The sequence below is a fragment of the Actinosynnema sp. NPDC002837 genome (genome assembly GCF_040295345.1).
Taxonomy (GTDB): Bacteria; Actinomycetota; Actinomycetes; order Mycobacteriales; family Pseudonocardiaceae; genus Actinosynnema.
In genome coordinates, this window is sequence record NZ_JBEOVG010000004.1 from 94,815 (window position 1) to 120,815 (window position 26,001).

A 26,001-nucleotide genomic window follows, 5' to 3' on the forward strand; every position below is an offset into this window, starting at 1 on the left:
GGGCGCGCCCTCGCACGCCGCCGACCACGTCACCGGTTCGCCGGCACCCGTTCGGCCAGGAAGTCCTCCCAGGTCCGGGCGCCCCTCGCGGCTCCCTCGCCCGCCAGGTTCTCGCCCGCGCGGTAGGCGCGGCCCGCCTTCCCGGGCATCCGCACGGGGACCAGCAGCCGGCGCTTGTCCCGTCCTGCCAGGTAGCCGCGGACCAGGTCGGCCAGGCCGTGGACCTCCGGGCCGGCCAGGTCGGGCACCAGGCCGGCCGGTGCGGCGAGCGTCAGCTCCGCCAGGCGTTCGGCCACGTCACGGGCGTCGACCGGCTCGAACCGCAGCCCGCCCGGGATCGGGACGACCGGCATCTTCGCCATCTTCTCGACCACGGTCAGGACCAGGTCGTGGAACTGGGCGGCGCGCAGGGTCGTCCACGGCAGGCCCGACCCGGCCACCGCGCGCTCCGCGCCGAGCTTCTCCCGGAACCAGGCAAGCGGCACGCGGTCCGCGCCGATGGCCGAGATGTGGACGAAGTGCCGCACACCGCCGGTCGCCGCCGCCGTGCGCACCAGCCGCTCGGTCGCCTCCGCGTCACCCTTCGGGCCGCCGGCCAGGTGCAGGACGACCTCGACGCCGTCCACCGCCGCCTCGACGCCCTCGCCGGTGAGCAGGTCGCCGGTCAGGTGCTCGACGCCGTTCACCGGCCCGTGGCCGCGCCGGCTGAGCACGCGCACCCGGTGTCCCGCGAGCAACGGCGTGACGAGCCGTCCGAGGGTGCCGGTACCGCCCGTGACCAGGATGGATGTCATTGTTCCTCCGAACATGTCGAATGGGTCTACTGCCTCGACCCGCGGCGCGGAGGGAACGTGACACGGTGGACGACCGGGAGCTGCGCGCCGAGCGCTTCGAGGAGCACCGGACCCACCTGCGTTCGGTGGCGTACCGGATGCTCGGCTCGGTGGCCGAGGCGGACGACGCCGTGCAGGACGCCTGGCTGCGGTTCGACCGCGCCGACACCGACGAGGTGGAGAACCTCGGCGCGTGGCTGACCACGGTCGTCGCCCGCCTCTGCCTGAACGTCCTGCGCTCCCGCGGGCAGCGGCGCGAGGACCCGTTCGACGTCCACGTGCCCGACCCGGTCATCAGCTACGACGGCGGCGCCGACCCCGAGTACGAAGCGGTGCTCGCCGACTCGGTCGGCCTGGCGCTGCTGGTCGTCCTGGACACCCTCACGCCCGCCGAACGCCTCGCGTTCGTGCTGCACGACCTGTTCGCCGTCCCGTTCGACGAGATCGCCGCGGTGATCGAGAAGTCGACGGCCGCGACCCGCCAGCTGGCCAGCCGCGCCCGCCGCCGCGTCCAGGGCCGGGTCCCGACCCCGGACACCGACCCGACCCGGCAACGGGAGGTCGTGGACGCCTTCTTCGCCGCCGCGCGCGACGGTGACCTCGACGCCCTGGTCGCGGTGCTCGACCCGGACGTCGTGCTCCGCTCCGACGGCGGGGCGGGGTCACGCTTCAGCGTCACCCTGTCCGGCGCGCGCACCGTGGCCGGCCAGGCCGTCACCTTCGGCCGGCTCTTCCCGCTCGCCCGTCCCGCCCTGGTCAACGGTGTCGCCGGGGTCGTCGTCGCGGCCGACGGCCGGGCGCTGTCGGTCATGGCCTTCACCGTCACCGGGGGCCGGATCGCCGCCATCGACGTGCTGGCCGACCGCGAACGCCTCAAGGACGTGCTCGTACTCCCAGACCAGGGCCAGGGGGACGCGCCTGCCGTAGCGCTTGAGGGCTGATTCGGCGGACACGTGCTGCCCGATGAACGTCCGGCCGGTCTCGGGATCACGCCGGTAGACGACCGCGTCCGACCGGTCCTCGTCCACGATTTCCATGCCCCAGGCGAAGATCCGGCGGCGGTCGGTCGCGTCCACCAGGCTGAAGAGGTTCGCTTCCACGGGGACCACTGTGCGGCCGGGAGATCCGCCCGATGCGGTGACGCGCGGCGGGAATCCCGCATCCGCGAGTCCCACCGGATCATGCTGCCCTGTGCCCACTCCGCCACCGTTCCGCCGCCGTCGGCTGGGGCGCAAGCTCGCCCGGATGCGGACCCAGGCCAAGTTGACCCTCGACGAGGCCGCCAAAGCCCTCTACCGCACCAAGTCCACCCTCCACCGGCTGGAGAAGGGCGAGACGATCCTCGACGTCCACCTCGCCAAGTCGATGATGGACCTCTACGACCAGTACGACCCCGACCTCATCGACCAGGCGCTGCGGGCCCGCGAGCCCGGCTGGTGGACCACCTACGGCATCGAGAACCAGGGCTACATCGACGTCGAGACCGAGGCCGACCACGTGCGCGACTTGTCGCCGCTGATCATCCCGGGCCTGCTCCAGACGACCGCTTACATGCGCGCGCTGTTCGAGGCGCACCGGCTCAAGCGGACCAAGCGGTGGCTGGAGAACGACATCCGGGTCCGCCAGATCCGCCAGGACCGGCTGACCGAGTCGGACCACCCGCTGCGCCTGCACGCGATCGTCGAGGAAGCCGCGCTCCGCAAGGTGGTCGGCAGCCGCGAGGTCATGCGGGAGCAGTTGGCGCACCTGCTCGACATGGCGAAGCTGCCCAACGTGACGATCCAGGTGGTGTCGAACGGGCAAGGGGTTGTCGACGGCATGGCGACCGCGTTCACACTCCTCGGCTTCTCGGGGCCGGACGAGCCGGGGGTCCTGTACATCGAGTACCTCACCGGGGCGCTGCACATCGAACAGGAGCGCGAGTTGCGGGAGGCTAGACTGACGTTCGGTTTCGTGGCCTCCCGGGCGTTGGACCCGAAGGATTCGGTGGCCTTGATCGAACGGGTTCTGGCCGAGTGAAAGAGGCGGTGGCCGTGTCCACAGTGGACCTCTCCGGCGTGACGTGGCGCAAGAGCAGCCGGAGCAACGGTGCCAGCAATGCCAACTGCGTCGAGGTGGCGTTCGCGGGGCCGGCGGTCGCCGTGCGGGACTCGAAGAACCCGGACGCCGCAACGCTCGCGTTCCCCGCTGTTCAGTGGTCGTTCTTCCTCCAGCACTTGGGCTCCTGACCTGCCACGTGCCACCGTGACCCCATGCGGGCACTCGCGGCGGCACTGATCCTGACCCTGCTGACCTCCGGGCTGACCTCTGGGCTGAGCTCCGGCGTGGCGAACGCCGACAGCGGGCGCAAGTTCGACCTCCAAGCCCACCGCGGCGGGATCGGGCTGACGGTCGAGAGCACGTTGGCGGCGTTCGCCAAGGCGCTCGAACTGGGCGTCACGACGCTGGAGCTGGACGTCCAGATCACCAAGGACGGCCGTGAGGTCGTCACGCACGACCGCAGGACGAACCCGGCGAAGTGCGTCGACACCGCGCCCGCGTTCCCCGGCGACCCGGCGTTCCCGTACGCGGGCAAGTACGTGAAGGACCTGACGTTCGCGCAGGTCCGCACGCTGGACTGCGGATCGCGGCGGTGGGCGCAGTACCCGGAGCAGGAGCTGTCGCCGGGCGCGCGGATGCCCACGTTGGCCGAGGTCTTCGCGCTGGCCCGCGACTACCGCGCGTTCACCGTGAAGTTCAACATCGAGACCAAGGTCGAGGCCGCCGCGCCGCACGAGACCGCGCCGCGCGAGCAGTTCGTCGAGGTCACGGCCCGCGAGATCCGCAGGTCCGGCTTCTTCCGCAACGTCACCGTGCAGTCGTTCGACTGGGGCACGCTGATGCTCTGGCGCAAGGCCGAGCCGCGCCTCCCGCTGGTCGCGCTGACGCAGCCCGAGTTCCTGCGCCCCGGCTCCCCGTGGACGGGCGGACTCGACCTGGCCGACTTCGACGGCAGCGTGGTCAGGGCGGTGAAGAGCTTCGGCGCGTCCGCGCTCTCCCCGGTGCACGGCAACCCGCAGAACGGCAAGGTCGGCGACCCGGACTACGTCCCGTTCACCACGAAGGCCCTGGTGGACGAGGCGCACGCGCACGGCCTGAAGGTCGTCCCGTGGACGGTCAACGACCCGGCCACCATGCACAAGCTGATCGACGACGGCGTGGACGGCCTCATCACCGACTACCCGGACCGCCTGCGCGCGGTGATGGCCGAACGCGGCTTCAAGCTGCCGAAGAAGCACACGCTCAAGCGCTAGCGGCCCGCGCCCAGCGGCTCTTGTGGAAGATCGGGTCGCGGCCGTAGACGTCGAGCGCCACGTCGGGCTCGGCGAACACCCTCCGCAGGCCGGTCAGGTGCGCGTGCCCGTGCCGGTGGACCTCCCGGTCCGCGGCGACCAGCTCGCCCGCCTCGGTGAACAGGTCGCCGAGGCGGAGCAGCGAGCGGCTCGTGCTGGAGACGACGAGGGTGGCCGCGTGCTCGGCGAGGGTGATCCGGTGCGACCCGGTCCACTCCCGGTCGCGCCACTCCTCGTCCGTGCGCGCTGGTGGCGTCGTGAACCGCGCGGGACGTGCCGTCGCCCGCCGCAACGCCCGCCGCACCTCGGGCCACCCCGACGGCCTCAGCCCGACGTCACGCCGCACCACCAGCAGGTCGACGGGCCGGGCGCAGCCCATCCGCCACAGCTCTCCCTCCGGCACGTTGTCTCGCGCCGGGACGAACAGCGCGCTGTGCCGACTGGTCGCCGCCAACCGCACCAACGCGCCCAGCCGCAGCAGGTCGGCGCGCGACCCGGTCACCGTCGCCGTGCCGACGATCGGCTCAGGGGGCCGCACCCAGAGGTTGCGCAACCGTGCGGCGGGCACGAGGACGCGGTGCAGCGGCGCGTGCCGCACCACCGGGTGCGCGATCACCGACAACCTCATCGACGCAGGGTGGCGGCCGGTTGCCGTGCCGTCCACCGGATTACCGGGTCACCGGATCACGCGGACGTCAGCGGCAGGTCGTGCAGGCCCCGGATGACGAACTCGGCCCGGCGGCGCGGTTCGGCGGCCAGGGTCGCGTTCGGCAGCTTGCGGATCAGGGAGGACAGGGCCGCCTGGACCTCGATGCGGGCCAGGGGCGCGCCCAGGCAGTAGTGGATGCCCATGCCGAAGCCCAGGTGGGGGTTCGGGTCGCGGGTGATGTCGAAGGTGTCCGGGTCGGTGAAGACCTCGGGGTCGCGGGCCGCCGCGCCCAGCAGCGCGGCGATCTTCTGCCCCGGCTCGACCCGGTACCCGGCGATGGTCACGGGCTCGGTGGCGGTGCGCTCGAACAGCTGCAGCGGCGAGTCGTAGCGGATCAGCTCCTCCACCGCCGTGGGTAGCAGAGCGTGGTCGTTCACCAGGCGTCGCCACTCGTGCGGGTGGTTCATCAGCGCTTGGACGCCGTTGCCGATGACGTTGACCGTGGCCTCGTGTCCGGCCATGAGCAGCAGCACGGCGGTCGCCACCAGCTCGTCCTCGGTCAGCTTCGCGCCGTCGGTGTCGGTGACCGCCACGAGGTCGGACACCAGGTCGTCACCGGGCGACGTGCGCCGCAGCGCGACCAGCTCCCGCAGGTAGGCGACGAACTCCGCGGCCGCGCGCTCGGCCGCCTCCTGCTTGTCCGGGGCCAGGTCGTACTCGTACATCTTCACGATGGCGTTCGACCACGGCTGCAACAGCGCGCGGTCCCGCGCGGGCACGCCCAGCAGCTCGGCGATCACCTCGACCGGCAGCGGCGCCGCCACGTGGGACAGCAGGTCGGCCTGCCCCTCCGACGACACCTTGGCCACGAGCTCGTCCACCAGGCGGTCGGCCAGCTCGACGATCCACGGCCGCAGCCGCTCGACGTGGCCGCGGCCGAACGCGGCGGCCACCAGCCTGCGCAGCCGGCTGTGCGTGGGCGGCTCGTTCTCCAGCATCGAGTTGCGGTGCAGGAGGTTGAACGACGCGAACCGGTCCACCGGCTTCGCGTCGGTCCAGATGCGGCCGAGGGACCGGTGCCTGAGCACGGCCGACGCCGCCGCGTGCGACACCGCCACCGCCACGCCCAGGTCCTCGTGCCAGTGCACCCCGCCCTGCGCGCGCATCGCGGCGAACGCGGGGTACGGATCCGCGATGAATGCCAGATCGTGCTGGTCGAAGGATGCCACGGTGACGGACGGTAGGTCTTGAGCGCGGCTCGCGTCCATCCGAGTGTGGTTGTTGTTTCAAATATTCAGCGAGCTGTGACATCGGGTAGTCAGGTTGACCCCGTGCGTGCCCCACCAGGAGCATCCCTGACGTGTCACCTGACGTCATCGCCCACCGCGGCGCGTCCACCCGCCGCCCCGAGCACACCCTCGCCGCCTACGAGCTGGCCCTGCGGCAGGGCGCCGACGGGCTGGAGTGCGACGTGCGGCTCACCAGGGACGGACACCTCGTGTGCGTGCACGACCGCACGATCGACCGCACCAGCGGCGGCGAGGGCAAGGTCAGCGCGATGACCCTGGAGGAGCTGCGGCGGCACGACTTCGGCAGCTGGCACGGCGGCGAGCCCGCCGAGGTGCTGACCCTGGACGCGCTGCTCGGCCTCGCCGCCGACCACGGCAAGCGGCTGTTCGTCGAGACCAAGCACCCCGTCCGGTACCGGGGCCTGGTCGAGCGCCGCCTCGCCGAGGAGCTGGGCCGCCACCGGGTCGACGCGGTGATGATGTCGTTCTCCGTCTTCGCCGTGCACCGGTTCAAGAAGCTCAGGCCCGAGGTGCCCACGGTCCTGCTCTACGACCGGCTGTGGCCGAGGACCAAGCCCCACTTCGCCGACTACGCCGGACCGGGAGTTCACCTGCTCAGACGTCACCCGGGCAGGGGAGAGGGCGCCTACGTGTGGACGGTGGACGACCCGGCCGACATCGCGTTGTGCCGTGAGCGCGGCGTCCGGTTCCTCGCCACCAACAACCCGGAGGAGACGCGCGAGCACCTTGCGGATAACTTGACGCCCGACCAGCCCTGAGACCGAGGAGGCGCGGTGGCGAAGCGGACAGCCGTGAAGAACAAGCCGGCGGACGGCGTCAACCCGCGGCAGCCGTGCCCGTGCGGCTCCGGCAAGCGCTACAAGGCCTGCCACGGTTCGGCGGGCGGCGCGGCGGATGTGATCGTCTCCCGACCGTTCCAGGGCCTGGCCGCCGAGGCGGAGCTGATCGCGCTGCGCGAGTTCGTGCCCTCGGCGACGGTGAAGCTGCCGCTCAAGGCGACCGACGGCGGTCGTGAGGTCGTGCTGGCGACCGTGCTGCCGATGGCGGCGGCGGGCCTGGTGCGCTCGGACGGCACCGCGTTCGTCGGCCTGCAGGTGCAGACCCGGTCCGGCGACCTCAGCCGCGACCTGGCGCGCGCCGTGCGGTGGGCGCAGACCGCGAAGACCGGTGACGCCCTCGCGGTCGTCGGCCCGGACGACGGCTCGAACCCCGGCCGCCTGCAGGACCTGCTGGACGTCGAGGCGACGCTGAGCCCGGAGCTGCACGCCGACTTCGCGTGGTGGCTGCCGCCGGACAACGAGCCCGCCGGCGAGGTCGCCCTGTCCCTGGAGCGCGCCAACGCCGCGATCCTGCCCACCGAGCGCCTCGACGCGCCCGGCGTGGCCGCCGCCTACTGGGTGGACGCGGGCGACAAGGCGCACCTGCGCTGGGTCCGCCCCGAGCCGGAGGAGACGCTGCTCGCGGCGCTCGCCCGGCTGTCCGTGCGCGGCGAGCTCGACCTGGGCGAGGGCTCCCGGTACGCCGGGTCGTTCCGCGCGCACGGCCTGCTGGTCCCGGTGTGGGACCTGGACCGCGAGCTGCACTCCAGCGAGTGGGCGCCGGGCGCGGAGGCGTTGGGCAACCGTTTGCGGGACGCCCTGACCAGCCTCGACGACGAGCCGCTCACCGAGCAGGAACGGCGGGCGCGCGACGGTCTGCGCGGGCGGCAGATCACCCTGCGCTGAACCTGTCCACAGGTATCCCCAGCTTTGTCCACAGGGTCCTGTGGACAAGTGAGGAGTCGGAGTGATCCTGCGGATCAGCCCGAAGGAGGACTGGAGGCGGGCCCGCGAGGACGGCGCGATCCCGCTCGACCTCGACGGTTTCGTGCACTGCTCGGACCCCGGGACGGTGCACCTGCCCGCCAACCGCCTGTACCCGCACCGCCACGACCTCGTGCTGCTGGTGATCGACCCCGAGGGCCTGCCCGTGCTGTGGGAGCCGGGCGAGACCGAGGACGGCCCGTGGTTCCCGCACGTCTACGGGCCGATCCCGGCCGACGCGGTGGTGGCCGTGCACGAGTTCACGCCGGACGCCGACGGCGCCTTCCGGCCGTTGCCCGTTTTGTGACCTCGGTCTGAGGCAACCGACACCCCCTCTCGAACGTGTCCTCTCCGACGGTGGCCGAGGGGCCGCCGCCGGAGGGGGTTGTCGAGGTGACCGCGGTCTTGCCGGGGGAAAGAGCCACCGATCGGGGTGGGGGGACGACGGCCGACTTCGCCGACTTCGTGCGGATGTCGTTACCGGGCCTGTTGCGCTACGGGCACGCCTTGACCGGCAACCCGCACGACGCGGGAGACCTGGTGCAGACCGTGCTGGAGAAGGTCGGCGCGCGGTGGGCGGCGGTGCTGCGCAAGGGCGACCCCTTGGCGTACGTGCGGCGGTCCATGGCGAACGCCAACACCAGCCGGTGGCGCCGTCGGCGGCGTGAGGACCTGGTGGCGGAGTTCCCCGACGGGGTGGCCGCGGCCGGGCACGACCGCCTGGAGCACGAGCCGCTGTGGCAGGCGCTGCGGTCGCTGCCGCCGCGTCAGCGCGCCGTGGTCGTGCTGCGCTTCTACGACGGTCTGTCCGAGGCCGAGATCGCCCGCACGCTCGGCGTGTCCGCGGGCACGGTCAAGAGCCAGAACAGCAAGGCGATGGCGACCTTGCGCGCACGACTGGGGGACGCGGGGTGAACCTCGAGGAGGAGCTGGGCCGGTTGCTGCACGACGACCGGTTGGACGTGCGGCCCAGGCCGGACGCGACCGAGGTGGTCGTGGCGGGTGCGCGCCGGGCGCGTCACCGGCGGACCGCGGTGGTGGGCGCGGTCACGGCGGTCGCGCTGGTGGCGAGCGGGTGGGGCGTGACGGCGCTCGGCGGCTCGTTGAGCCTGCCGCCGGTGGACCCGGCCGTGCTGCCGACCACCACCACGACCGCCACGACGGCGACGCCCGCCGGCGGGACGGAGGTCGCGCCGCCACCGCACACCGTGGTGGAGACGGTCACGGTGGTGGTGACCGTGGGGCCGACGCGGCCGAACGTGGGGTACGGCGCGGTGAAGTTCGGCATGACCGCGCAGGAGGTGGCGGCCACCGGTCTGGTGACCGGGGCGCCCGGTGGCGAGTGCGCGGCGTTCACGTGGACGAGCGACCCGGGCACCGCGAACGCCGTGCTCGTGGCGCCGGGACAGGGCGTCGTGCGCATCACGTTGCCCGCGGCCGGCACGACGTCGAAGGGGATCGGCGTCGGCTCGACGCTGGAGCAGGTGAAGGCGCAGTACCCGCAGGGGGAGCCGACCCACGGTGGTTACCAGGTCTCCATGACCGGTGACGTGGGCTGGATGTACGTGTTCGCGCTGGACGCGGAGCGGGTCGTCGGTATTCGGATGCAGCGGCTCACCGCCGACTGCGCGCAGCAGGGGGAACAGCGATGAAGGTCAGGGGTGCCGTGGTGCTGGTGGTCGCGGGTCTGGCGCTGGTGGGGTGCACGGCGGGCACGGACGCGTCGATCGGCTCGGCGTCGTCGGCGTCGGCCACGACCACGACGGCGGTCACGACCACCGCGCCGTCGAGCGCGTCGGCCACGTCGAGCGCGTCGGCCGTCGCGCCGAGCACCGTCACGGTGCGGTCGACGGTGACGAGCACCGTGCAGGAGACCGTGGTGGTGGACACGACGCCGGTGCTCGGCCACTCCGCGTTCGGCGCGGTCAAGCTCGGCATGACGCGCGAGCAGCTCGTGGCGACCGGCCTGGTCGGGGAGCCGACGCTGCGGATGAGCGCCATGTGCGACATGTACCCGCTCAAGTCCGGCAACGGTTCCGCGTGGATCCAAGACGGCCAGGGCCTCATGGCGATCTTGATGAACCACGGCGCCGTGACTGCGGAGGGCCTGCCGGTCGACATCGGCCCGGCCGACCCGCGGCTCGCCGAGACCTACCCGAGCGGCGAGCCTTGGGAGGATGGCGGCGGAGTGACGGCCGCCTTCAAGGTGTGGGTGAGCGACGACGTGAGGTACACGTTCCGGGGCAGCACGTCGCTGGCCCGTCGGGGTCAGGCCTGCTTCAGCTGATCCTGCCGCGGGTGGGGCCGAGCGGGAGGATGGACGGATGAAGTGGCTGGTCGTGGTGGCGGCAACCCTGCTGCTGACCGCCTGCGAGTCGTCCGCGCCGCAGGTCGTGCCACCCGTCACGAACGTGAGCGGCACGTCCGGGGCGGGTGACGCGGCCGTGCTCGACGCCCGCGGCATCGGCGCGGTGCGGCTGGGGATGTCGTTGGAGCAGCTCAAGGCCACCGGCGAGGTCGGCGAGGAGATGACCGAGCCGGAGTTCTCGTGCCCGGTGCACGAGCTGCGGACCGTGGAGGGCTGGGTGGGCCTGCACGACGGCGTCGCGGTGGACCTCCGGGTCGAGTCGGGCGCCCGCACCCCGGAGGGCCTGCGCCTCGGCGACTCGCGGGCCCGCATGCACGAGGTCTACCCGGACGTGGAGCAGACACCGCACGGGTTCGTCCGGGCGGCGGAGAGCGGGACCTGGTCGTGGTTCTACTTCCGCGACGCGGGCGACACCCTCACCGGCATCGGCCTGACCAGGGAAGGCCACGGCTGCCTGAACTGACCGCGACGCCCGCCACCCCCAAGGGTGACGGGCGTCGTCCGCTGTCGGCGGGTCGGCCTGTGCGGGCCCTTTACAGGGCGCCACCCGCGGCGCGCGGCGTGCCGTTGTCGGCTTCCTCGCCCACGCTCTCGCGGGTCAGGAAGGCCTCCACGTGGAACAGGTTGCCGTCGGCGCGGTCGATCACGGTGAGCAGCGTGCTCATCGACGCGACCTCCTCCACCTGCTCCTTCAGGAACCACTGGAGGAACTGCTCGCCGATGTAGTCGCCCTCGTCGCGGGCCGTCTTGGCGAGCGTGACGATCTGCTCGGTGACCTTCTTCTCCTGCTCCAGCGCGAGCGCGACCGGCTCGCGCGGCGCGGTGAAGTCGTTGCGCACGTCGTCCACACCGGGAATGGCCACCGGCAGTCCGCTGTCCATCAGGTACTGCACGATCATCATGGCGTGGTTGCGCTCTTCCAGCGCCTGCTTGTAGAAGTGCGACGCGAGGCGCGGCAGGTCGGCGGCGTCGAACCAGACCGCGATGGCCACGTACTGCTGCGAGGCCGTGAACTCGTTGCGCACCTGCTCCTGAAGCAGGTCGTGGAACTTCGAGGAACGCGCGGCGGTAATCTTCTTCAAGTTGACAGCCATACTCGCAGAATAACCGAAAGTGCGCTTTAATGCATTTCAGGTAAGGCTTACGAAGGTAAGGAAAGGGTTGCCGAAGAAAGCTTAGGCAAGCCTTTCCGTTACGTTTCAGACGAGCGGCGCGCGGTCGATCGGGCACGACATGCAGCGCGGTCCGCCGCGGCCGGAGCCCAGCTCGGAGCCGCTGATCCGGATCACCTCGACGCCCGCGTCCTCCAGGCGCGCGTTCGTCTCCACGTTCCGCTCGTAGGCCACCACCAGGCCGGGGCCGACGGCCAGCGTGTTGTTGCCGTCGTCCCACTGCTCGCGCTCGGCGGTCACCGGGTCGAGCCCGGTGTCGATCACGCGCAGCCGCTCGATGCCCATCGCGTCGGCCGCCGCCTCCAGGAACGGCCGCCGGTCCTCGACCACGACGCCGCCCCCGCCGTCGGACCGCACGGGGTAGGCGAACAGGTTGTCCCGCACCGCCGGGTACATCACCACGGCGTCCCGGTCGACCATCGTGCACACGGTGTCCAGGTGCATGGTCGCCCGCTCCTGCGTGATCGGCACCGCCAGCACGGTGTGCGCCAGGCCGTCGGCCAGCGCGGACCGGGCGAACGACTCCGCGCCCGCGGGCGTGGTCCGCTCGCCGACGCCGATCGCCAGCACGCCCGGCGCGAGCAGCAGCACGTCACCGCCCTCGACCGGCGCGGAGTGCGCGCCGTACGCGCGGCCGGTGCGGCGGAACCGCGGGTGGTAGGCGTAGATCAGGTCGGTCAGCGCGGTCTCCCGGTCGCGCGCGGGCAGCGCCAGCGACGTGATCGCGACCCGGTCGCCGACCCACACCGACGAGTCGCGGGTGAACAGCAGGTTCGGCAGCGGGTCGACGGCGAAGTCGATCGGGTGGTGCATCTTGCGCACCAGCGACGCGCCCTCGGCGGCGGGCAGCTCCTCGAACGTCATCCCGGTCATCAGCGCGGTGGCCAGCTGGTCGGGGCTGATCGAGGCCAGGTGCGAGCGCAGCGCGTCGGCCAGGTCGATGCCCAGCCGCCGCTCGTTGACCGCGCTGTGGATCCCCGCGATCCGGGCCCGGTCGTCGTGCAGCGCGTCGACCAGCAGGTCCGCCAGCAGCAGCACCTCGACGCCGCGCCCGCGCAGCAGCTCGGCGAACGCGTCGTGCTCCTCCTGGGCCCGGTCGACCCACGGCACGCCGTCGAACAGCAGCTGGTCGTTGTTGCGCGGGGTCAGCCGCTTGAGCTCGGCGCCGGGACGGTGCAGCAGCACCGTGCGCAGGGGTCCGACTTCGCTGTCGACGCGGGGCGCCGCTGCCGGCTCGCCGTCGGTGGACGCGGTCTGGGCGATGTGCGCAGTCACGGATCGAGGGTAACCCGAGGTCGGTCGGATCAGCAGCTCTGAGTGGCCTGTTCCGGCGAGACTCGATCGTATGACCGCCTTCGAACGGCGATTCATTGCGTGATCGGGTGCTGGGGCTTTGTGAACGTTGCGTTGTCACGTGGACTACCGGTCCGGGGGTGCGGTTGCGGGATGATCGTGTTCTACCGGGGGAGGATCAGTGTCGGACTTCCGCTTGTTCGTCGACGCGCCTGGCCACGCCGCCTCGGCGACGAGCCAGTTGCTGCAAGAGCTGGTCAGGGGCGCGAAGGTCGACGCGCGGCCCGCGCCCGCCGCGTCGCCGGAGGGCTCCAAGAGCGGCGCGGGCGCGACCGTCGCCGAGCTCGTGCTCAACGGCGCGCTGCCCGCCGCGGTGGCCGCCGCGGTCGCGTCCGTGGTCACGTCGTTCGTGCAGCGCGGCAGCGCGCGCAAGGTGACGATCAAGACCCGTGACGACGAGATCACCGTCGAGGGCGTGGACGCCCGCTCGCAGAAGGCGCTGCTGGAGGCGTGGCTGCGCGAGCACGAGGGCGAGGGGTGAGGTGGGCCGGCACGCGCTCCTGGTGGCGACCGGCGAGTACGAGGACGTCCGGCTGAGCCGGCTGCGCGCGCCGGAGCAGGACGTGGAACGGCTCGCCGCCGTGCTGGAGGACCCGGACGTCGGCGGCTTCACGACGGTCGAGGTGCTGCGGGACCGCGCCGACCACGAGATCCGGCGCGCGGTCGAGGACCTGCTCGCGCCGCGCGAGGCCGACGACCTGGTGCTGCTGTACTTCTCGTGCCACGGCCTGACCACCCCCGCGCGGCGGCTGTACTTCGCCGCGTCGAACACCGTGCAGGACCGGCCCGCCGGCACCGCGATACCGCGCTCGTTCCTCAACGAGCAGCTGGAGGACTGCCGGGCGTCCGGGCGGGTCCTGCTGCTGGACTGCTGCTTCAGCGGCGCGTTCGTGGAGGGCTTCAAGGCGGGCGGGACCGGCGTGCTCGACGGCGGGGGCCTGGACGGGGCGGGCTCCGGGTACGTGGTGATGACCGCGTCCAACGCGTACGAGTACGCGTTCGAGCAGGACTCGCTGTCCCTGGACGCGCCGCTCGCGTCGCTGTTCACCGACGTGCTGATCGAGGGCCTGGCAGGCGGCGGCGCCGACCTCGACGGCGACGGGTGGATCGACGTCGACGAGCTGTTCAAGTACGCGCAGGCCGAGGTGCGCGCCAGGCGCCCCGACCAGACGCCGCAGTACTTCGCGCACGGCTCGTCGCAGCCGCTGCGGATCGCCCGCGCCGGTGGCTCCTCGGGACGTCGGCCGCGCGGCACGGCGTCGTACACGTCCGCGCAGTTGCTGGTGGCGCGTGGTTTCCGGGCCGCCGCCGAGCCGGTGTGCCGGACGCTGGGCCCGATGGGGCGGCGGGCCGTGGTGTTCGTCGACCGGCGGCCGGTGGAGCTGTCCGACGCGTCGGCGATCGCGGACGCGTTCGAGCCGGACGACCCGCGTGACCGGCTCGGCGCCGGGTACGTGCGCGACCTGGTGCGGGAGGTCCGACGGGAGGCCGGTGACGGCGCGGCGTCGGCGGTGGCCGTGGCGCGCGGCGCGATCGGCGGGCTGGTCGACGCGATGCGCGACGGGCACCACCCGGTGCGGCTGCTGCGCGGCGTCACGGCCGCCGCCGCCCGTGCGGACGAGCTGATCGAACTGTCGCTGGCGCGGCCGTTGCAGCCGGACGAGCTGACCCTGCTGGCCACCACCGCTTCAGGTGACCCCGAGGTCGGGCGGCTCGTCGGGTCCGTGGCCGTCGGCCCCGTCCTGGTCGAGGAGAGCAAGCGGTTCGAGCTGGAGCTCGAGTTCCACCGCGGCCTGCGCCTGGACCGCGGCTACGCGTCCGACCGGTTCGTCACCGACACCGTCGGCGGCACCGTCGTGCTGCAGGACGCCTGGGTGTTGCTGGCCGCCGGTCGGCTGACCGACGTCGACCGGTTGACGGGAGGGCTGGAGCTCGGCGAGCACCCGCTGCTCGTGGTCTGCGAGATGCTGCCGCACGCGGAGCTCGCCGAGCTGCTGCGGGTGGGCGGGACGCGGGACGTGGTCGCGGTGACCGCCGAGCTGGACGAGGTGGAGCGGCTCCAGCGCGTGGTCGGCGGCGCGATCCACTACCCGTACTGGGGGAGCGACCCGGCGTTGAAGTCGTCGTTGGGCCGCGCGGCGAGGGTCGTGGTGACCGAACGGGCCACAACGGTGCTGGCCCACCCCGGGGCGAACCGCGGTCACACCGCCGCTCTCATCCGGGCGCCCGCCGCTGACGTGGAGAAGGTGCGGCGGGCCGTGCGCGCGGTGGACAGCGCGGTGCAGGAGGGCGTGATCCGCGGCGGTGGCGTGGGCCTGGCCGAGGTGGGCGCCCTGCTCGCGCGGGACGCCGCCGGCGGCCCGGAGGAGATCGCCGGCTGGCGCGCCTTCGCCGCCGCCCTGTCGGAACCGGCCGCCCGGATCGCCGAGAACGCCGCCCTGGCCGTCGCCGACCTGGACGAGACCCTGCTGGACTCGGCCGGCGTCGCCCGCACCGTCGTCACCGCCGCCGCCCGCACCACCTCCCGCTTCCTCCTCGTCCACTGACCCGGGTCGAACGCTCAGACGATGAACCGCACGTCGGGGTGCTGCGGCGAGTCGCCCCGGAACAGCCCGGTGTCGCGCCCCTTCAGGTGCAGGTCGAAGTACCCGGCGAAGTACTCGTGCTGCGCGGCCGACGACCGGGTCGCGTCGATCTCGCCCACCAGCTCCCGCTGCTTGTCCGGGCTGATCACCCCGCCCAGCTGCGGCACGGCGAACTGCAGGTCGGTGAAGCTGTAGTGCGTCGCCCCGTCGAAGTGCAGGTCGCGCTTCCACCCGCGCTGGTTCACCCAGAAGTCCGCCCACGTCGGGTCGAACTCCGGCGTCAGGTGCGAGTGCTCGACCCGCCCGCCCGTCACCGGGTCCACGAAGTCCGCGCCCACCAGCATGAACGGCCGGTCCAGCCCGCGCGTCACGACCTCGCCCGGCCGGTAGCCGTCACCGAAGCCGTGGGACATGGCGCCGTCCACGTTGATCCCCGCGTCGATCCGCCGGTCGTGCACCATCGTCTCGCCCGCCGTGAACCCGCCGTACGAGTGGCCGAACATGCCGACCCGCGACAGGTCCAGCGCACGGCCGAGCCCGCGCGGCAACGGGTCGCGTTCGGCGTCCGGGTTGTGCCCGCGCGCGATCGAACCCAGCTGGTCGAGCACGAACCGGGTGTCGGCCACCCGCGCGTCGAGCGCGGTCTTGAACTGGGTGGGGTCGTCCTCGTCGATCATCGGCGGCTCGACCCGCCCGTCGGGGAACTCGACCGCGAGCGACTCGTGCGTGTGCGACATCGAGACGACGACGTACCCGCGGCTCGCCAGGTCGTCGACGAGACCCGCGCCCAGCTCCCGCGCCGAGCCGAAACCGGGCGAGTGCAGCACGACGGGCCACCGGCCGAGGACCGGCGCGCCGGTGCGGGCGTGCCGCCGGGTCGAACCCCAGTCGACCGCGCCGGACGGGATGTCGAGGAGCCCCGCCTCCCGGTCGACGGCCGCCGCCACGCCCGAGGTCATCCACGGCGCGCGTCCGCCGCCGGAGCCGTGCGCCGGGTAGGTGACGGTGACCATCACCTCCCGGTCCTCCGCCGGTCGCCACGGGTCCGGCCGCCGGTCGACCAGGTGCAGCTCGGTCGTGCCGACGGCGTGCCGGCCGCTCAGCTCGGGCATCGTGATCCGCAAGCCGGTGTCGGCGGCCGCGGGCGCGGCCAGACCGAGAGTCGCGACGGCCGCGACGGCGAGTGCTGTGGTGCGCATCAGGTCCCCCCTCTTGTCGGGTCACCTGATGCTGTCGGGAGCGGCTGTCGCCACGCGTCCGCCTCGCGGCTGACCGGGCGTCGTTCGCGCGGAGGACCTCAGGGCAACCAGGACACGTGCCCGCGCAGCAGCGTGTAGCCGACGAACGCGACCACGTCGAGCAGCGCGTGCGCCACCACCAGCACCCACAGCCGGTTCGTGCGCTGCCACACCTTGCCGAACACCAGGCCCATCACCACGTTGCCGATGAACCCGCCGAACCCCTGGTACAGGTGGTACGAGCCGCGCAGCACCGCGCTGGCCAGCAACGCCGTGTTCTCCCGCCACCCGAGCTGCCGCAGCCGGGTGATGAAGTACCCGACGACCAGCACCTCCTCCGCCCACGCGTTGCCCACCGCGGACAGCACCAGCACCGCGCTGCGCCACCACGAGGAGTCCAACGTGGACGGCAGCACGGCCAGGTTCAACCCCAGGTTCCACGCGACCAGGTAGAACACCAGCCCCGGAACGCCGATCACGGCCGCCAGCCCGAGGCTGCCCAGCGCGTCCGGCCCGACGCGGGTCCGGTCCAGCCCGAGCGCCTTCAGCTTGATCCCGCCCTGCCACAGCAGGTACAGGCCGAGCCCGCCCCACGCGGCCAGCTGCACGACGCCCAGCAGCTGCGCGATCAGGTCGAGCAGGTCGAACCGCGCCTGCGGGACGTTGATCGCGACCTTCTGCTCGTTCAGCGGCACGGGGTCGAGCAGGCTGTCGAGCAGCCGCACCAGGCTGCGCGCCCCGGACAACCCGAGCGTCACGGCGAAGACGAGCAGCAGTTCCAGCCGGTAGCCGCGGCGCGTCCGGGCGTCGAGGTCTTCGATCACGCCCCTACGTTAACCGCGCGGGCGTCACCGGCGTTGGGCCAGGAAAGGGCAGCCCATCAGGCGACGCAGCTCCGCGGCCAGCTCCTGCGCCGTGCCCACCGGGCGGGAGAACGCGATCCGCACGTCGTGGTCGGAGTCCGCCATCTCCACCCGCAGCCGCAGGCCGAAGCGGTCCAGGCCGAGCGGGCGCACGTGACCGCCCCTCAGCTCCTCCGGCAGGTGCTGGGAGAGCAGGCCCACCACGTCCCGGTGCGACAGCTCCAGGTGGCGCAGCCAGTGGTCCTCGTGCGCGGCGAACGGGTCCGGCTCCGCCTGCGCGAACAGCTCCGGCCGCAACGACGTGGTGCCCTCCGCGTCGGCCACCACCAGCGACGCGGGCGAGAGCCGCAGCGCCGACGCGCCGTGCCCGACGTCGAGCAGCCGCGGGTCCGGCCGCGCCTCCGCGACCTGGAGGCTCGCCTCGCGCGCCTCCCCCGGCGTGAGCGTGCGCAGCCAACCGGTGATCCACAGCAGCCCTCGGACCGGCTCGCGCAGCTGCACGGGCGCCTGGTCGGCGAGCTCCAGCATCGCGGTCACCTCGGTCCCGCGCGCGGCCTCGACCAGCGGGTGCCCGTCGGGCAGCACGATCGTCGCGTCACCGTCCGCGTGGACGTGGTGCAGCACCGGGGTGATCCGGTTCTCCGTGCCGCCGGAGGGCAGCAGGGCCGCGCGCCCACCACGGGCGGCGATCGTGCGGGCCCGCTCCGCCGGATGCGGCGCCGGCGGACGACGTGTCTCGTTCACCCGCTCACCTCCCAACTTAGGCCAGCCTAACTTGATGGGCCCCGCGGCGGTAGTCCCACGACCGGCTTACCGGCGCTCCGCCGGGCCGGAGTCGTCCAGGCAGGTTAGGGGGTCCGCCGCGGCCGTGCCGACCAGGCGCGCGGGAAGAGCGCCGCGGATCGCCCCGGTCGGCCCTCGGATCGCCCCGGTCGGCCCTCGGGTCGCCCCGGTCGGTCTGCGGTTCGGTCCGGTTGGCCGATTCGGCGGGCCGCGCGTTCGTCGTAACCTTGGCACGCCTGGCGGAGGTGGCTCGTGGTCGTGCCGAACAAGCCGTCCACCCGGGGAGCGGCCCTCGACGACCGGTGGACCCGGTACTGCATGGAGATCGCGGGCCGGCGGGCGTTCGGCTGGGTCGTGGTCGGCGCGCTCGCGTTCGTGCTCCAGCTCGCGCTGATCTTCGTGTTCACCGTGTCGTCCGCCCTGCCGCTCGTGCTGCTGCTGTTCTCCGTGCTCGTCCTCGGGTTCGGGCTGACGCGGCGGCAGGTGCTGCCCGAGGTCCTCGGCGAGCACGCGTGGGTCTACGTGCGCATCCACTGGCGCGGCGGGCTGCTCGTCGTGCACGGACCGCGGCCGCTCGTGCTGGACGTCAGCGCCGGACCCCTCGCCCGCGGGCGGATCAACCGGCACCGGCGCGCGTGGGTCGTCGCCCCCGACCGCGCCGGGAACACCGTGGTCACGTTCCGCGGCGTGCCGAAGCTGTTCCCGGCGAAGGTCGTCCGCCGGTGAGTTTGGTGATCATCTATTCGGTTACCCACCGGGGGGACTTCTGGTTTGCTGGGAGCGGTGGTGGGCGAGGCTTGGGTGGACAAGTGCCTGACCAGTGCGGATCGCCGCGCGGTCGGGTTCCTCGGGCTGGCGGTGTTCGCCTTCCTGACGCTGTGGGTCGTCTCGGAGTGGGCCGGGTCGCGCTGGGTGTTCGTGCTCACACCGCTGTGCGTGGAGCTCGCCGTGCCCGGGCTGCGGCACTTCTTCTCGCGGCGCGCCCTGCGGCGGCTGCTCGACACCTACCCCCGGCACGCCGTCTCGGTGCACTTCGTGCCGGGGCGCACCCGCGTCGGGCGGCAGACGTACCTGGAGACGGCGGGCTCCGACCGGACGTTCCTGCGGCTGGCCGAGATCCCCGAACGCGTCCGCGAGAACATCCGCCGCGGCGGCCGGGTGTGGCTGGCCGGACCCGACCCGCGCGGCCGGACCGCCGTGCTGACCAGGGGCGCGCCGTTCACGACGCTCGGCCGGATCGTCATCCGCTGAGGCTCACCGGCCCACCGGGATCCCGCTCTGCTCGGCCCACGCGGCGACGTCCTCGCGGCGCAGGGCCGTGGCCAGCAGGTCCGGGAACCGGTCCGGGGTGCACGCGAACGCCGGCGCGCCCAGCTCGGACAGCTTCGCGGCCAGCTCGTGGTCGTAGGCGGGCGTGCCGCCGTCGGACAACGCGAGCAGCACCACCACCGTCACCCCGCTCTGCACCAACTCCCGCACGCGCCGCTGCAACTCCCGCGCCACACCGCCCTCGTACAGGTCGCTGATCAGCACCATGACGGTGTCCGTCGGGCGGCGGACCAGCGACTGGCCGTAGGCGACGGCGCGGTTGATGTCCGTGCCGCCACCCAGTTGGGTGGAGAACAGCAGGTCCACCGGGTCCTTGAGCTGCTCGGTCAGGTCCACCACCTCGGTGTCGAACACGACCAGCTTCGTGTCGACGGCCTTCAACGAGGCCAGCGAGGCGCCGAGCACGGCGGAGTAGACGACCGACTCGGCCATCGAGCCGGACTGGTCGACCAGCAGGACCACGTCCCGCAGCGAGGCCTGGCGGCTGCGCCTGCTGTTGCCGACCAGGTCCTGCACGATCACCGTGCGCTGGTCGGGCTGGTAGTGGCGCAGGTTCTTGCGGATCGTGCGATTCCAGTCCACATCGGACAGCCGCGGGCGGCTGGTGCGGCGGGACCGGTCGATCGCGCCGTGCACGGCGGCCAGGAGGCGGTCGGCGAGCTTGCGCTCGATGTCCTCGACCACCTTGCGCACCACGGCGCGGGCGGTCTCGCGGGTGCGTTCGGGGATGGCGCGGGAGAGCGAGACCAGCGTGCCGACCAGGCTCACGTCCGGCTCGACGCTGGAGAGCAGTTCCGGTTCGAGGAGCAGTTGGCGCAGGCCCAGGCGTTCCACGGCGTCCTTCTGCATCACCTGGACGACCGAGCTGGGGAAGTACGTGCGGACATCGCCCAACCACCGGTGCAGGACGGGCGACGACCCACCCAACCCGGCACCGCGCTTGCCACCGGCGTCCACCGCGTCCCCACCACCGCCGTACAACCCGGTCAACGCGGAATCCCGCCGCTGGTCGTCCTCGCTGAGCGCACCGAGATCCCCGGCCGCCCCACCCAACAACAACCTCCACCGCCGCTGCCGCTCAACCGCGATATCCTGCGTCACGCGCCCACCTGCCATCCCGGCCACCCCAGGGCCCTCAGTCACACCATCGGGTGATCATCGCCCGAAAATGTACGGAAACACTGTTACCGCCCCTCGGTTAAAACATGAGGAGCCCCGACAACCACCACCCGTCCCAACCCCCCGACCCCGCCCACCCCACGACCCCGACCCACCGCCTCCCGACCCACCGCCTCCCGACCACGGGCCGCCTCACCCCGCACCCCGCCCGCCTCACCCCGCACTCCGCCCGCCACCTCCTGCCCCTGCCTCTGCCGCGTGGCCACGCGCGTCACGTGCCCGCACCCAGCAGATCGCGCACGTGGCCGGCAAGACGTGCCGCGAGCTCTTCGTCCCAGTCGCCCGCCGCCATCGCACCGCCCGCCACCGTGCCCTTGACCCGGTCGCCGAGCATCCGGCGCTCGGCCGGGCTGAAATCACCCACCGCGCGGCGCAGGAGCGGCAGCGCGGCGGCGAAATCCGCGCCCGACAGGCCGGTCAGCCACTCGTCCACGACGCCGAACAGGCGTGGATCGGCGGTGAGCAGCGCGGCCGACCCGCGCAGGAAGCCCGCCACGAACGCGGTCGCGCCGGCCGCCAGCGAGACCGCGCGGTGCAGGCGGGTGGCGACTTCGTCGGAGTCCAGGGCGCCCGTTTCCCACAGCAGGCGCGTCGCCCGGCCGGTCGGCAGGCCGTGCGCGTCGGGCATCGCGACCAGCGATTTCAGCGCGCGCTGCCACGTGTCGCGGTGCTCGTCGTCGGCGGCCAGGCGCACCGCGTCGTCCGCGCCCTCGACCGCCTTGACCGCCCGTTCCGCCGTGTCCTCGTCCACGCCTCGGCACGCGAGCGGCAGGCCGACCGCGCCGCGGGCCAGCAATCCGTGCAGCGCAACGCGAAGCAGTTCCGGGTCCGTGCCGCGCACCGAGCCGTAGCGGACGGTGGTCGCCAGGTCCGGCAGGGCGGACAGGAGTTCCAGGGCGTCGGTCGCGGCGGCGGCGCAGCGGTCCAGGGCTTGGCGGGACGCGGCGACGGCCTCCGGGATCTCGCACCCCACGGCCTGGCTCAGCGCTTCGGCGGCGTCGACCACCCGGGTGGCCGCCGCGGCACGGGCGATCAACACGGTCCGGGCGGCGGATTCGACCGTCGTGCCGTGCCGCGCGGCGACGGCCAGCGCGACCGCGAACTCCGGCCGCCAGTGCAGCTGCCAGGCCTCGGCGAACGTGCCCAGGGTCCGGGTCGTGTCCGGCGTGCCCCAAGGGACGTCGAGGACTTCCAAGCGCCGCAACAACTTCGAGCGTTCGCGATCGGTGTCCTTGCGCAGGTCGAAGCGCATCGGCTTGATCGCCGCACTGGCCGGCATCCGCAGCCGGCGTTGCCACCGCGCCAGGTCCGCGGCCAGCGGTGACGTCGGGACGTCGTCGCCCACCACGCCCAACCGCTCACCGACCACCAACTGCTCGTGCACCAAGCGGAGCGGGGTCGCGTCACCGCCGCACAACACCGCCAGCGACGCCTCCATCACCTCCGAAAGCCCCGGCGACGGCCGCCCGCGCATCGCCGCCAACGCGTCCGCCAGCCGCACCGCCTCCACCGCGCTCGCCGTCGACGCGGGCAAGTCCTCGGCCCGCAACACCGCGCACGCCTTCGCGAACCACCGCGGCACGGCGTCGCCGCGTTCGGCGCACTCCCACAAGTGCGCGTACCAACCCGGCGAAGCGACACCCGCGCCGTAACCGGACGACGCCGCCAGCCGACCGTGGCTCCACGGCACCCACGTGCCCGAGATCTTCTTGCGCGGCAAGCCCTTCAGCGCCGCGGCGTCGACCGACGCGGGCGGCAGGGTGCGCAGCGCGGGCACGTGCCACGCGCCGGCCACCACCGCGATCGGGCCCTCGACGTCCTTCAACGCCTGCCGGACGTTCTGTCGCATCGCGGCTTCCCGGCGCAACGTGCGGACGTCCACCTGGTCGGCGAACTCCTCCCGCAGCGCGCCCATCGCCTCCGCGACCGCCTCGGCCAGGTCACGCGGGTCGGTGTGGTGCTCGACCACGTCCTCCCACCAGCGTTCGGGGTCGTCGAAACCCGCCGCCTCGGCCAGCGTGCCGAGCGGGTCGAGCGCCGCCTTCGGTGCGTTCTCGGGGGAGTCAGAGGTGTCGGGAGTGTCGGGGGAGTCGGGTGTCTCGGGTGTCTCGGGTGTCTCGGGGTCGGACAGGGAGGCGGCGGCCGGCAGGTCGAAGAACCGCACCGGGACGCCGTTGGCCTGCGCCCACGTCATCGCCCGCCACTCCGGCGAGAACTCGGCGAACGGCCAGAACGCGGCCCGCGCCGGCTCCGCCTCGTCGTGCAGCAGCAACGCCACCGGCGGGGTCAGGTTCGGCACGTGCGGCAACAGGGCGTCACCCTCCGGTGGTCCCTCGATCAGGACCACCTCCGGCCGCACGGCCGCCAACGCCGCCGCGACCATGCGCGCCGAACCCGGACCGTGATGCCGGATACCGAGCAGCGTCACCCGTTCCGGCAAGGGCTGGTCGCGCGCCATCAGCCCACCGTGTCCTGGCACGCCCGGTACAGGTCACGCCACTCGGCGCGCTCCTTCACCACCGCCTCCAGGTACTCCTGCCACGCCGCCGTGTCCGACACGCGGTCCTTCACCACCGCGCCGAGCAGGCCGGACGCCAGCTCGTCGGCGGTGATCGTGCCGTCGCCGAAGTGCCCGGCCAACGCCATGCCGCTGGTCACCACCGAGATCGCCTCGGCCGTGGACAGGCTGCCGCTCGGCTTCTTCAGCTGCGTGCGTCCGTCCACAGTGGACCCGTTGCGCAGCTCGCGGAAGATCCGCACCACCCGGCGCACCTCCTCCAACGCCGGCGGCTCGGCGGGCAGCCGCAACGCCCGGCCGAGCTGGGCGGCCCGCGCCGACACGATCTCCACCTCGTCGTCCTCGGTCGCGGGCGGCGGCAGCACGACGGTGTTGAAGCGGCGGGCGAGCGCCGACGACATCTGGTTCACGCCGCGGTCGCGGTCGTTCGCGGTGGCGATCACGGTGAACCCCGGCACGGCCTGCACCTGCACGCCCAGCTCCGGGATCGGCAGCGTCTTCTCGGACAGGATCGTGATGAACGAGTCCTGCACCTCGGCGGGCATCCGGGTCAGCTCCTCGACCCGGACGACCGCGCCCTCGCGCATCCCCGTCATCACCGGGCTCGCCACCACCGCCGCCTCGGACGGCCCCTCGGCGATCAGCCGCGCGTAGTTCCAGCCGTAGCGGACCTGGTCCTCGCCCGTGCCCGCGGTGCCCTGCACGACCAGCGTCGAGTTGCCGCTCACCGCCGCCGCGATGTGCTCCGACAGCCACGACTTCGCCGTGCCCGGCACGCCGACCAGCAGCAACGCCCGGTCGGTGACCAGCGTGCCGACGGCGATCTCGACCAGCCGCCGGTCGCCGACGTACTTCGGCGTGATCACGGTGCCGTCCGCGAGCGTGCCGCCGAGCACGTAGGTGACCACCGCCTGCGGCGACATCCGCCACTGCGGCGGGCGGGGCCGGTCGTCCGCCGCCGCCAAGGCCGCGAGCTCGGCGGCGTACTGCTGTTCCGCGGCGGGCCGCAGCACGGATTCGGTGGTCACTGGCTTTCCTCCCGGTGGTTGAACGCCTCGCGCAGCTGCATGCGCAGGCGCAGGACGTCGAGTTCGACGGTGTGCTCGGGCCAGCGCTCGGTGATGCGGGCCCAGTTCGCGCCGAGCACCTCGGCGTCACCCCTGGCCAGCAGCACCGCGGGCGGCCGGCCGGCGCGCCACCTCGGGTCGCGCATCCCGGCGTAGCGGTCGAGCAGGTCCGCGGTGGCCTGCGCGCTCCACGGCCCGGGCAACTGCGAGCACGCGTGGTCGAGCAGGTCGTAGTTCCACTGCCGCGACACCTCGACGACGGTGCGCGCGGCCAGCTCGGCGGGCAGGCCGCCGAGCATCTCCAGCTGCTCCATGCCGGTCAGCGACCGGGTCGCCGCGACCGCCCACGGTCGGGCGTCGTCGGCGAGCTTGAGGTTCTGCGCCACGCCGCGCAGCAGCGAACTCGCCCACGGGCCGCGCGCGAGTTCGGCGGCGGCGCCCTCGTCGTCGGTGTTCAGCCGGCCGGTCCAGTGCTGTGGCGGCACGCTCGCCGCCGCGCCGCGCAGCCGACCCGCGACCCCCGCCTCGGAACCGTCTTTCAGCAGGTCACGGGCCTCGTCCGGCTCGGGGGACGTCTCGGCCCACAGCTCGTCGGTCTGCACGTCGAAGCCGTCCGCGGTCAGCCACAGGCCGCGGTGCAGGCGTTCGGCGGCGCGTTCGGCCAGGTCGGACGCGGGCAGGGTGCGCAGCAACCGCAACGCCTCGTCGTGCACGCCGATCGCGCGATCGTCCAGCGCGCGTTCGAGGAGCGGTTCGTCGTCCGGCCCGAGGTTCGCCTCCAGGGCGCTGATCAGCACCTGGCGGTCGGTGGCGCGGCGTTGGACCTCGAATTGCGCGGCCAGGAACGCGCGCGTGCCCGCCGGGTCCTGGTGGCGGGCGCGGCGCAGGGCGGCGAGGCGGGACGTGCCGGGCAGGTCGAGGGCCTGTTCGAGGTCGATCTCCTCCGCGACCGCGCCGGTCGCCGCCCACGCCCAGGTCGGGCGGATGGCCGCCAGCCACCGGCCGCGGGCGCCGAGGACGGCGGACACGGCGGGGCGCAGGCCGGGGTGCGCGGTGCCCAGGCCGAGCAGCGCGGGCAGCTCGCGGTGGTCGGCGACGACGCGTGCCGTCTTGGCCATGCCGCACCACTCCGTGAGCAGCACCTGGTCGTCGAGGGCCAGGATCTGGACCAGCACGGACCTCGCGGCCGGGTGGGCGCGCACGTCGTCGGACGCCGGGGCGGCCGGCAGCGGCGGGGTGTCGACGGGCGGCGGGAGCTGCGCGCCGTGTGCGGCCAGGCCCAGGGCGGCGACGCGGTCCAGCAGGGCGGTCGGCGTCGTGCCCGCGCGGTGGGCGCCGATCAGGGCCGCTTGGACGGCCTCGTCCCATTCGGCTTGGAGGGTCATGGCCGGCCGCCGATCGAGATCCAGTCCGCTGGGTCGGCCGGGTCGGCCGGATTGGCTGGGTCGGCTGAGGTGGCTGGTTCGGCTGGGGTGGTGGTGCGTCGGAGGGTTTCGTGACGGGGGTCGGTGGGACGGTGGTCGGTGGGACGGGGGCGGCTGGTCGGTCGGGGGTGGGGTTGGGGGGTCGCGGTTCCTCGTATGCAACCGAGGGTTGGTAACGGTGTTTCCGTACATTTTC

At 73.1% G+C, this 26,001-nt stretch carries 27 protein-coding genes; 15 read left to right on the forward strand and 12 right to left on the reverse strand.

Annotated elements, in window-relative coordinates:
• Positions 1–29: 29 nt before the first annotated feature.
• Positions 30–794, reverse strand: a complete 765-nt coding sequence (locus tag ABTZ99_RS04485) for an SDR family oxidoreductase (protein WP_499608077.1) — start codon at positions 792–794, stop codon at positions 30–32.
• A gap of 65 nt (positions 795–859) precedes the next feature.
• On the opposite strand from ABTZ99_RS04485, the gene sigJ reads away from it, so the two are divergent.
• From sigJ to ABTZ99_RS04505, 4 genes are all read left to right on the forward strand, one after another.
• On the forward strand, positions 860–1,774 hold the full coding sequence (sigJ, locus tag ABTZ99_RS04490; RefSeq protein ID WP_499608080.1) for an RNA polymerase sigma factor SigJ: 915 nt from the start codon (positions 860–862) through the stop codon (positions 1,772–1,774).
• A 250-nt stretch (positions 1,775–2,024) separates the two neighbouring features.
• On the forward strand, positions 2,025–2,852 hold the full coding sequence (locus ABTZ99_RS04495; protein ID WP_499608083.1) for a helix-turn-helix domain-containing protein: 828 nt from the start codon (positions 2,025–2,027) through the stop codon (positions 2,850–2,852).
• A gap of 14 nt (positions 2,853–2,866) precedes the next feature.
• Positions 2,867–3,061: a DUF397 domain-containing protein gene (locus tag ABTZ99_RS04500; protein ID WP_499608085.1), complete on the forward strand. Its 195-nt coding sequence runs from the start codon at positions 2,867–2,869 to the stop codon at positions 3,059–3,061.
• 24 nt (positions 3,062–3,085) lie between these two features.
• Positions 3,086–4,126: a glycerophosphodiester phosphodiesterase gene (locus ABTZ99_RS04505; RefSeq protein ID WP_498771197.1), complete on the forward strand. Its 1,041-nt coding sequence runs from the start codon at positions 3,086–3,088 to the stop codon at positions 4,124–4,126.
• Here ABTZ99_RS04505 and ABTZ99_RS04510 read toward each other — a convergent pair.
• Both ABTZ99_RS04510 and ABTZ99_RS04515 read right to left on the reverse strand, forming a co-directional pair.
• The gene (locus tag ABTZ99_RS04510) at positions 4,116–4,793 is read right to left on the reverse strand and encodes a hypothetical protein (RefSeq protein ID WP_499608088.1); all 678 of its coding nucleotides are present in this window, start codon (positions 4,791–4,793) and stop codon (positions 4,116–4,118) included. The two genes, ABTZ99_RS04505 and ABTZ99_RS04510, sit on opposite strands and share 11 nt — an antisense overlap.
• A 56-nt stretch (positions 4,794–4,849) precedes the next feature.
• Complete coding sequence (locus ABTZ99_RS04515) at positions 4,850–6,082, reverse strand: cytochrome P450 (protein ID WP_498771193.1); 1,233 nt, start codon at positions 6,080–6,082, stop codon at positions 4,850–4,852.
• 92 nt (positions 6,083–6,174) lie between these two features.
• Between ABTZ99_RS04515 and ABTZ99_RS04520 the strand changes: the two genes are divergently transcribed.
• The 7 genes from ABTZ99_RS04520 (at position 6,175) to ABTZ99_RS04550 (ending at position 10,757) form a co-directional block, all read left to right on the forward strand.
• Positions 6,175–6,882 (forward strand): glycerophosphodiester phosphodiesterase family protein, encoded by a 708-nt coding sequence (locus ABTZ99_RS04520; protein WP_499608090.1) that lies wholly within the window; start codon positions 6,175–6,177, stop codon positions 6,880–6,882.
• Positions 6,883–6,897: 15 nt separating this feature from the next.
• A complete protein-coding gene (locus ABTZ99_RS04525; RefSeq protein WP_498771189.1) occupies positions 6,898–7,848 on the forward strand; it encodes a DUF5926 family protein in 951 nt (316 codons plus the stop codon).
• A 61-nt stretch (positions 7,849–7,909) separates the two neighbouring features.
• On the forward strand, positions 7,910–8,233 hold the full coding sequence (locus ABTZ99_RS04530) for a DUF952 domain-containing protein (protein ID WP_498771187.1): 324 nt from the start codon (positions 7,910–7,912) through the stop codon (positions 8,231–8,233).
• Between the two features lie 86 nt (positions 8,234–8,319).
• The gene (locus ABTZ99_RS04535; RefSeq protein ID WP_498771185.1) at positions 8,320–8,841 is read left to right on the forward strand and encodes a SigE family RNA polymerase sigma factor; all 522 of its coding nucleotides are present in this window, start codon (positions 8,320–8,322) and stop codon (positions 8,839–8,841) included.
• Positions 8,838–9,578 (forward strand): hypothetical protein, encoded by a 741-nt coding sequence (locus ABTZ99_RS04540; RefSeq protein WP_499608093.1) that lies wholly within the window; start codon positions 8,838–8,840, stop codon positions 9,576–9,578. Before ABTZ99_RS04535 ends, ABTZ99_RS04540 begins: the two co-directional genes overlap by 4 nt.
• Positions 9,575–10,213: a hypothetical protein gene (locus ABTZ99_RS04545; RefSeq protein ID WP_499608095.1), complete on the forward strand. Its 639-nt coding sequence runs from the start codon at positions 9,575–9,577 to the stop codon at positions 10,211–10,213. Before ABTZ99_RS04540 ends, ABTZ99_RS04545 begins: the two co-directional genes overlap by 4 nt.
• A gap of 37 nt (positions 10,214–10,250) precedes the next feature.
• Positions 10,251–10,757 (forward strand): hypothetical protein, encoded by a 507-nt coding sequence (locus ABTZ99_RS04550; protein ID WP_498771180.1) that lies wholly within the window; start codon positions 10,251–10,253, stop codon positions 10,755–10,757.
• A gap of 70 nt (positions 10,758–10,827) precedes the next feature.
• Here the strand turns inward: ABTZ99_RS04550 and ABTZ99_RS04555 are convergent, their stop codons facing one another.
• Positions 10,828–11,388: a ferritin gene (locus ABTZ99_RS04555; RefSeq protein ID WP_498771178.1), complete on the reverse strand. Its 561-nt coding sequence runs from the start codon at positions 11,386–11,388 to the stop codon at positions 10,828–10,830.
• Positions 11,389–11,493: 105 nt separating this feature from the next.
• Entirely contained in the window at positions 11,494–12,741 is a 1,248-nt protein-coding gene (locus ABTZ99_RS04560) for an arginine deiminase (RefSeq protein WP_498771176.1), read from the reverse strand.
• Between the two features lie 199 nt (positions 12,742–12,940).
• Here ABTZ99_RS04560 and ABTZ99_RS04565 point away from each other — a divergent pair, with 199 nt between their 5' ends.
• Positions 12,941–13,300, forward strand: coding sequence for a hypothetical protein (locus ABTZ99_RS04565; protein WP_498771174.1), 360 nt, complete (start codon positions 12,941–12,943; stop codon positions 13,298–13,300).
• A gap of 1 nt (position 13,301) precedes the next feature.
• Positions 13,302–15,365 carry a caspase, EACC1-associated type gene (locus ABTZ99_RS04570; RefSeq protein ID WP_499608099.1) on the forward strand — a complete coding sequence of 688 codons (2,064 nt, stop codon included), beginning with the start codon at positions 13,302–13,304 and terminating at the stop codon, positions 15,363–15,365.
• A 14-nt stretch (positions 15,366–15,379) separates the two neighbouring features.
• On the opposite strand, the gene ABTZ99_RS04575 is transcribed toward ABTZ99_RS04570, so the two are convergent.
• The 3 genes from ABTZ99_RS04575 to ABTZ99_RS04585 all read right to left on the reverse strand — a co-directional run bounded on the left by ABTZ99_RS04575 (position 15,380) and on the right by ABTZ99_RS04585 (position 18,249).
• A complete protein-coding gene (locus tag ABTZ99_RS04575; protein ID WP_499608101.1) occupies positions 15,380–16,603 on the reverse strand; it encodes an alpha/beta hydrolase family protein in 1,224 nt (407 codons plus the stop codon).
• A gap of 98 nt (positions 16,604–16,701) precedes the next feature.
• Positions 16,702–17,466 (reverse strand): CPBP family intramembrane glutamic endopeptidase, encoded by a 765-nt coding sequence (locus tag ABTZ99_RS04580; protein ID WP_498771168.1) that lies wholly within the window; start codon positions 17,464–17,466, stop codon positions 16,702–16,704.
• A 24-nt stretch (positions 17,467–17,490) separates the two neighbouring features.
• Complete coding sequence (locus ABTZ99_RS04585; protein WP_498771166.1) at positions 17,491–18,249, reverse strand: DUF2470 domain-containing protein; 759 nt, start codon at positions 18,247–18,249, stop codon at positions 17,491–17,493.
• Positions 18,250–18,540: 291 nt separating this feature from the next.
• Between ABTZ99_RS04585 and ABTZ99_RS04590 the strand changes: the two genes are divergently transcribed.
• Together ABTZ99_RS04590 and ABTZ99_RS04595 are read left to right on the forward strand one after the other, a co-directional pair.
• Positions 18,541–19,014, forward strand: a complete 474-nt coding sequence (locus ABTZ99_RS04590) for a hypothetical protein (protein ID WP_498771164.1) — start codon at positions 18,541–18,543, stop codon at positions 19,012–19,014.
• A gap of 60 nt (positions 19,015–19,074) precedes the next feature.
• The gene (locus tag ABTZ99_RS04595; RefSeq protein ID WP_498771162.1) at positions 19,075–19,539 is read left to right on the forward strand and encodes a hypothetical protein; all 465 of its coding nucleotides are present in this window, start codon (positions 19,075–19,077) and stop codon (positions 19,537–19,539) included.
• A 3-nt stretch (positions 19,540–19,542) separates the two neighbouring features.
• On the opposite strand, the gene ABTZ99_RS04600 is transcribed toward ABTZ99_RS04595, so the two are convergent.
• From ABTZ99_RS04600 to ABTZ99_RS04615, 4 genes are all read right to left on the reverse strand, one after another.
• A complete protein-coding gene (locus ABTZ99_RS04600) occupies positions 19,543–20,733 on the reverse strand; it encodes a VWA domain-containing protein (RefSeq protein ID WP_499608105.1) in 1,191 nt (396 codons plus the stop codon).
• A gap of 274 nt (positions 20,734–21,007) precedes the next feature.
• Positions 21,008–23,254, reverse strand: coding sequence for a DUF5682 family protein (locus ABTZ99_RS04605; RefSeq protein WP_499608109.1), 2,247 nt, complete (start codon positions 23,252–23,254; stop codon positions 21,008–21,010).
• A complete protein-coding gene (locus ABTZ99_RS04610; RefSeq protein ID WP_498771156.1) occupies positions 23,254–24,342 on the reverse strand; it encodes an ATP-binding protein in 1,089 nt (362 codons plus the stop codon). Before ABTZ99_RS04610 ends, ABTZ99_RS04605 begins: the two co-directional genes overlap by 1 nt.
• The gene (locus ABTZ99_RS04615) at positions 24,339–25,766 is read right to left on the reverse strand and encodes a DUF5691 domain-containing protein (RefSeq protein ID WP_499608113.1); all 1,428 of its coding nucleotides are present in this window, start codon (positions 25,764–25,766) and stop codon (positions 24,339–24,341) included. The genes ABTZ99_RS04610 and ABTZ99_RS04615 overlap by 4 nt, the downstream gene beginning before the upstream one ends.
• Positions 25,767–26,001 lie beyond the last annotated feature (235 nt).

What these genes read in the sequence shown, in the direction of transcription:
- ABTZ99_RS04485 (WP_499608077.1), bottom strand. Translation starts at nt 794, where the DNA reads ATGACATCCATCCTGGTCACGGGCGGTACCGGCACCCTCGGACGGCTC.
- ABTZ99_RS04505 (WP_498771197.1), top strand. Translation starts at nt 3,086, where the DNA reads ATGCGGGCACTCGCGGCGGCACTGATCCTGACCCTGCTGACCTCCGGG.
- ABTZ99_RS04510 (WP_499608088.1), bottom strand. Translation starts at nt 4,793, where the DNA reads ATGAGGTTGTCGGTGATCGCGCACCCGGTGGTGCGGCACGCGCCGCTG.
- ABTZ99_RS04515 (WP_498771193.1), bottom strand. Translation starts at nt 6,082, where the DNA reads ATGGACGCGAGCCGCGCTCAAGACCTACCGTCCGTCACCGTGGCATCC.
- ABTZ99_RS04545 (WP_499608095.1), top strand. Translation starts at nt 9,575, where the DNA reads ATGAAGGTCAGGGGTGCCGTGGTGCTGGTGGTCGCGGGTCTGGCGCTG.
- ABTZ99_RS04550 (WP_498771180.1), top strand. Translation starts at nt 10,251, where the DNA reads ATGAAGTGGCTGGTCGTGGTGGCGGCAACCCTGCTGCTGACCGCCTGC.
- ABTZ99_RS04555 (WP_498771178.1), bottom strand. Translation starts at nt 11,388, where the DNA reads ATGGCTGTCAACTTGAAGAAGATTACCGCCGCGCGTTCCTCGAAGTTC.
- ABTZ99_RS04575 (WP_499608101.1), bottom strand. Translation starts at nt 16,603, where the DNA reads ATGCGCACCACAGCACTCGCCGTCGCGGCCGTCGCGACTCTCGGTCTG.
- ABTZ99_RS04600 (WP_499608105.1), bottom strand. Translation starts at nt 20,733, where the DNA reads ATGGCAGGTGGGCGCGTGACGCAGGATATCGCGGTTGAGCGGCAGCGG.
- ABTZ99_RS04605 (WP_499608109.1), bottom strand. Translation starts at nt 23,254, where the DNA reads ATGGCGCGCGACCAGCCCTTGCCGGAACGGGTGACGCTGCTCGGTATC.
- ABTZ99_RS04615 (WP_499608113.1), bottom strand. Translation starts at nt 25,766, where the DNA reads ATGACCCTCCAAGCCGAATGGGACGAGGCCGTCCAAGCGGCCCTGATC.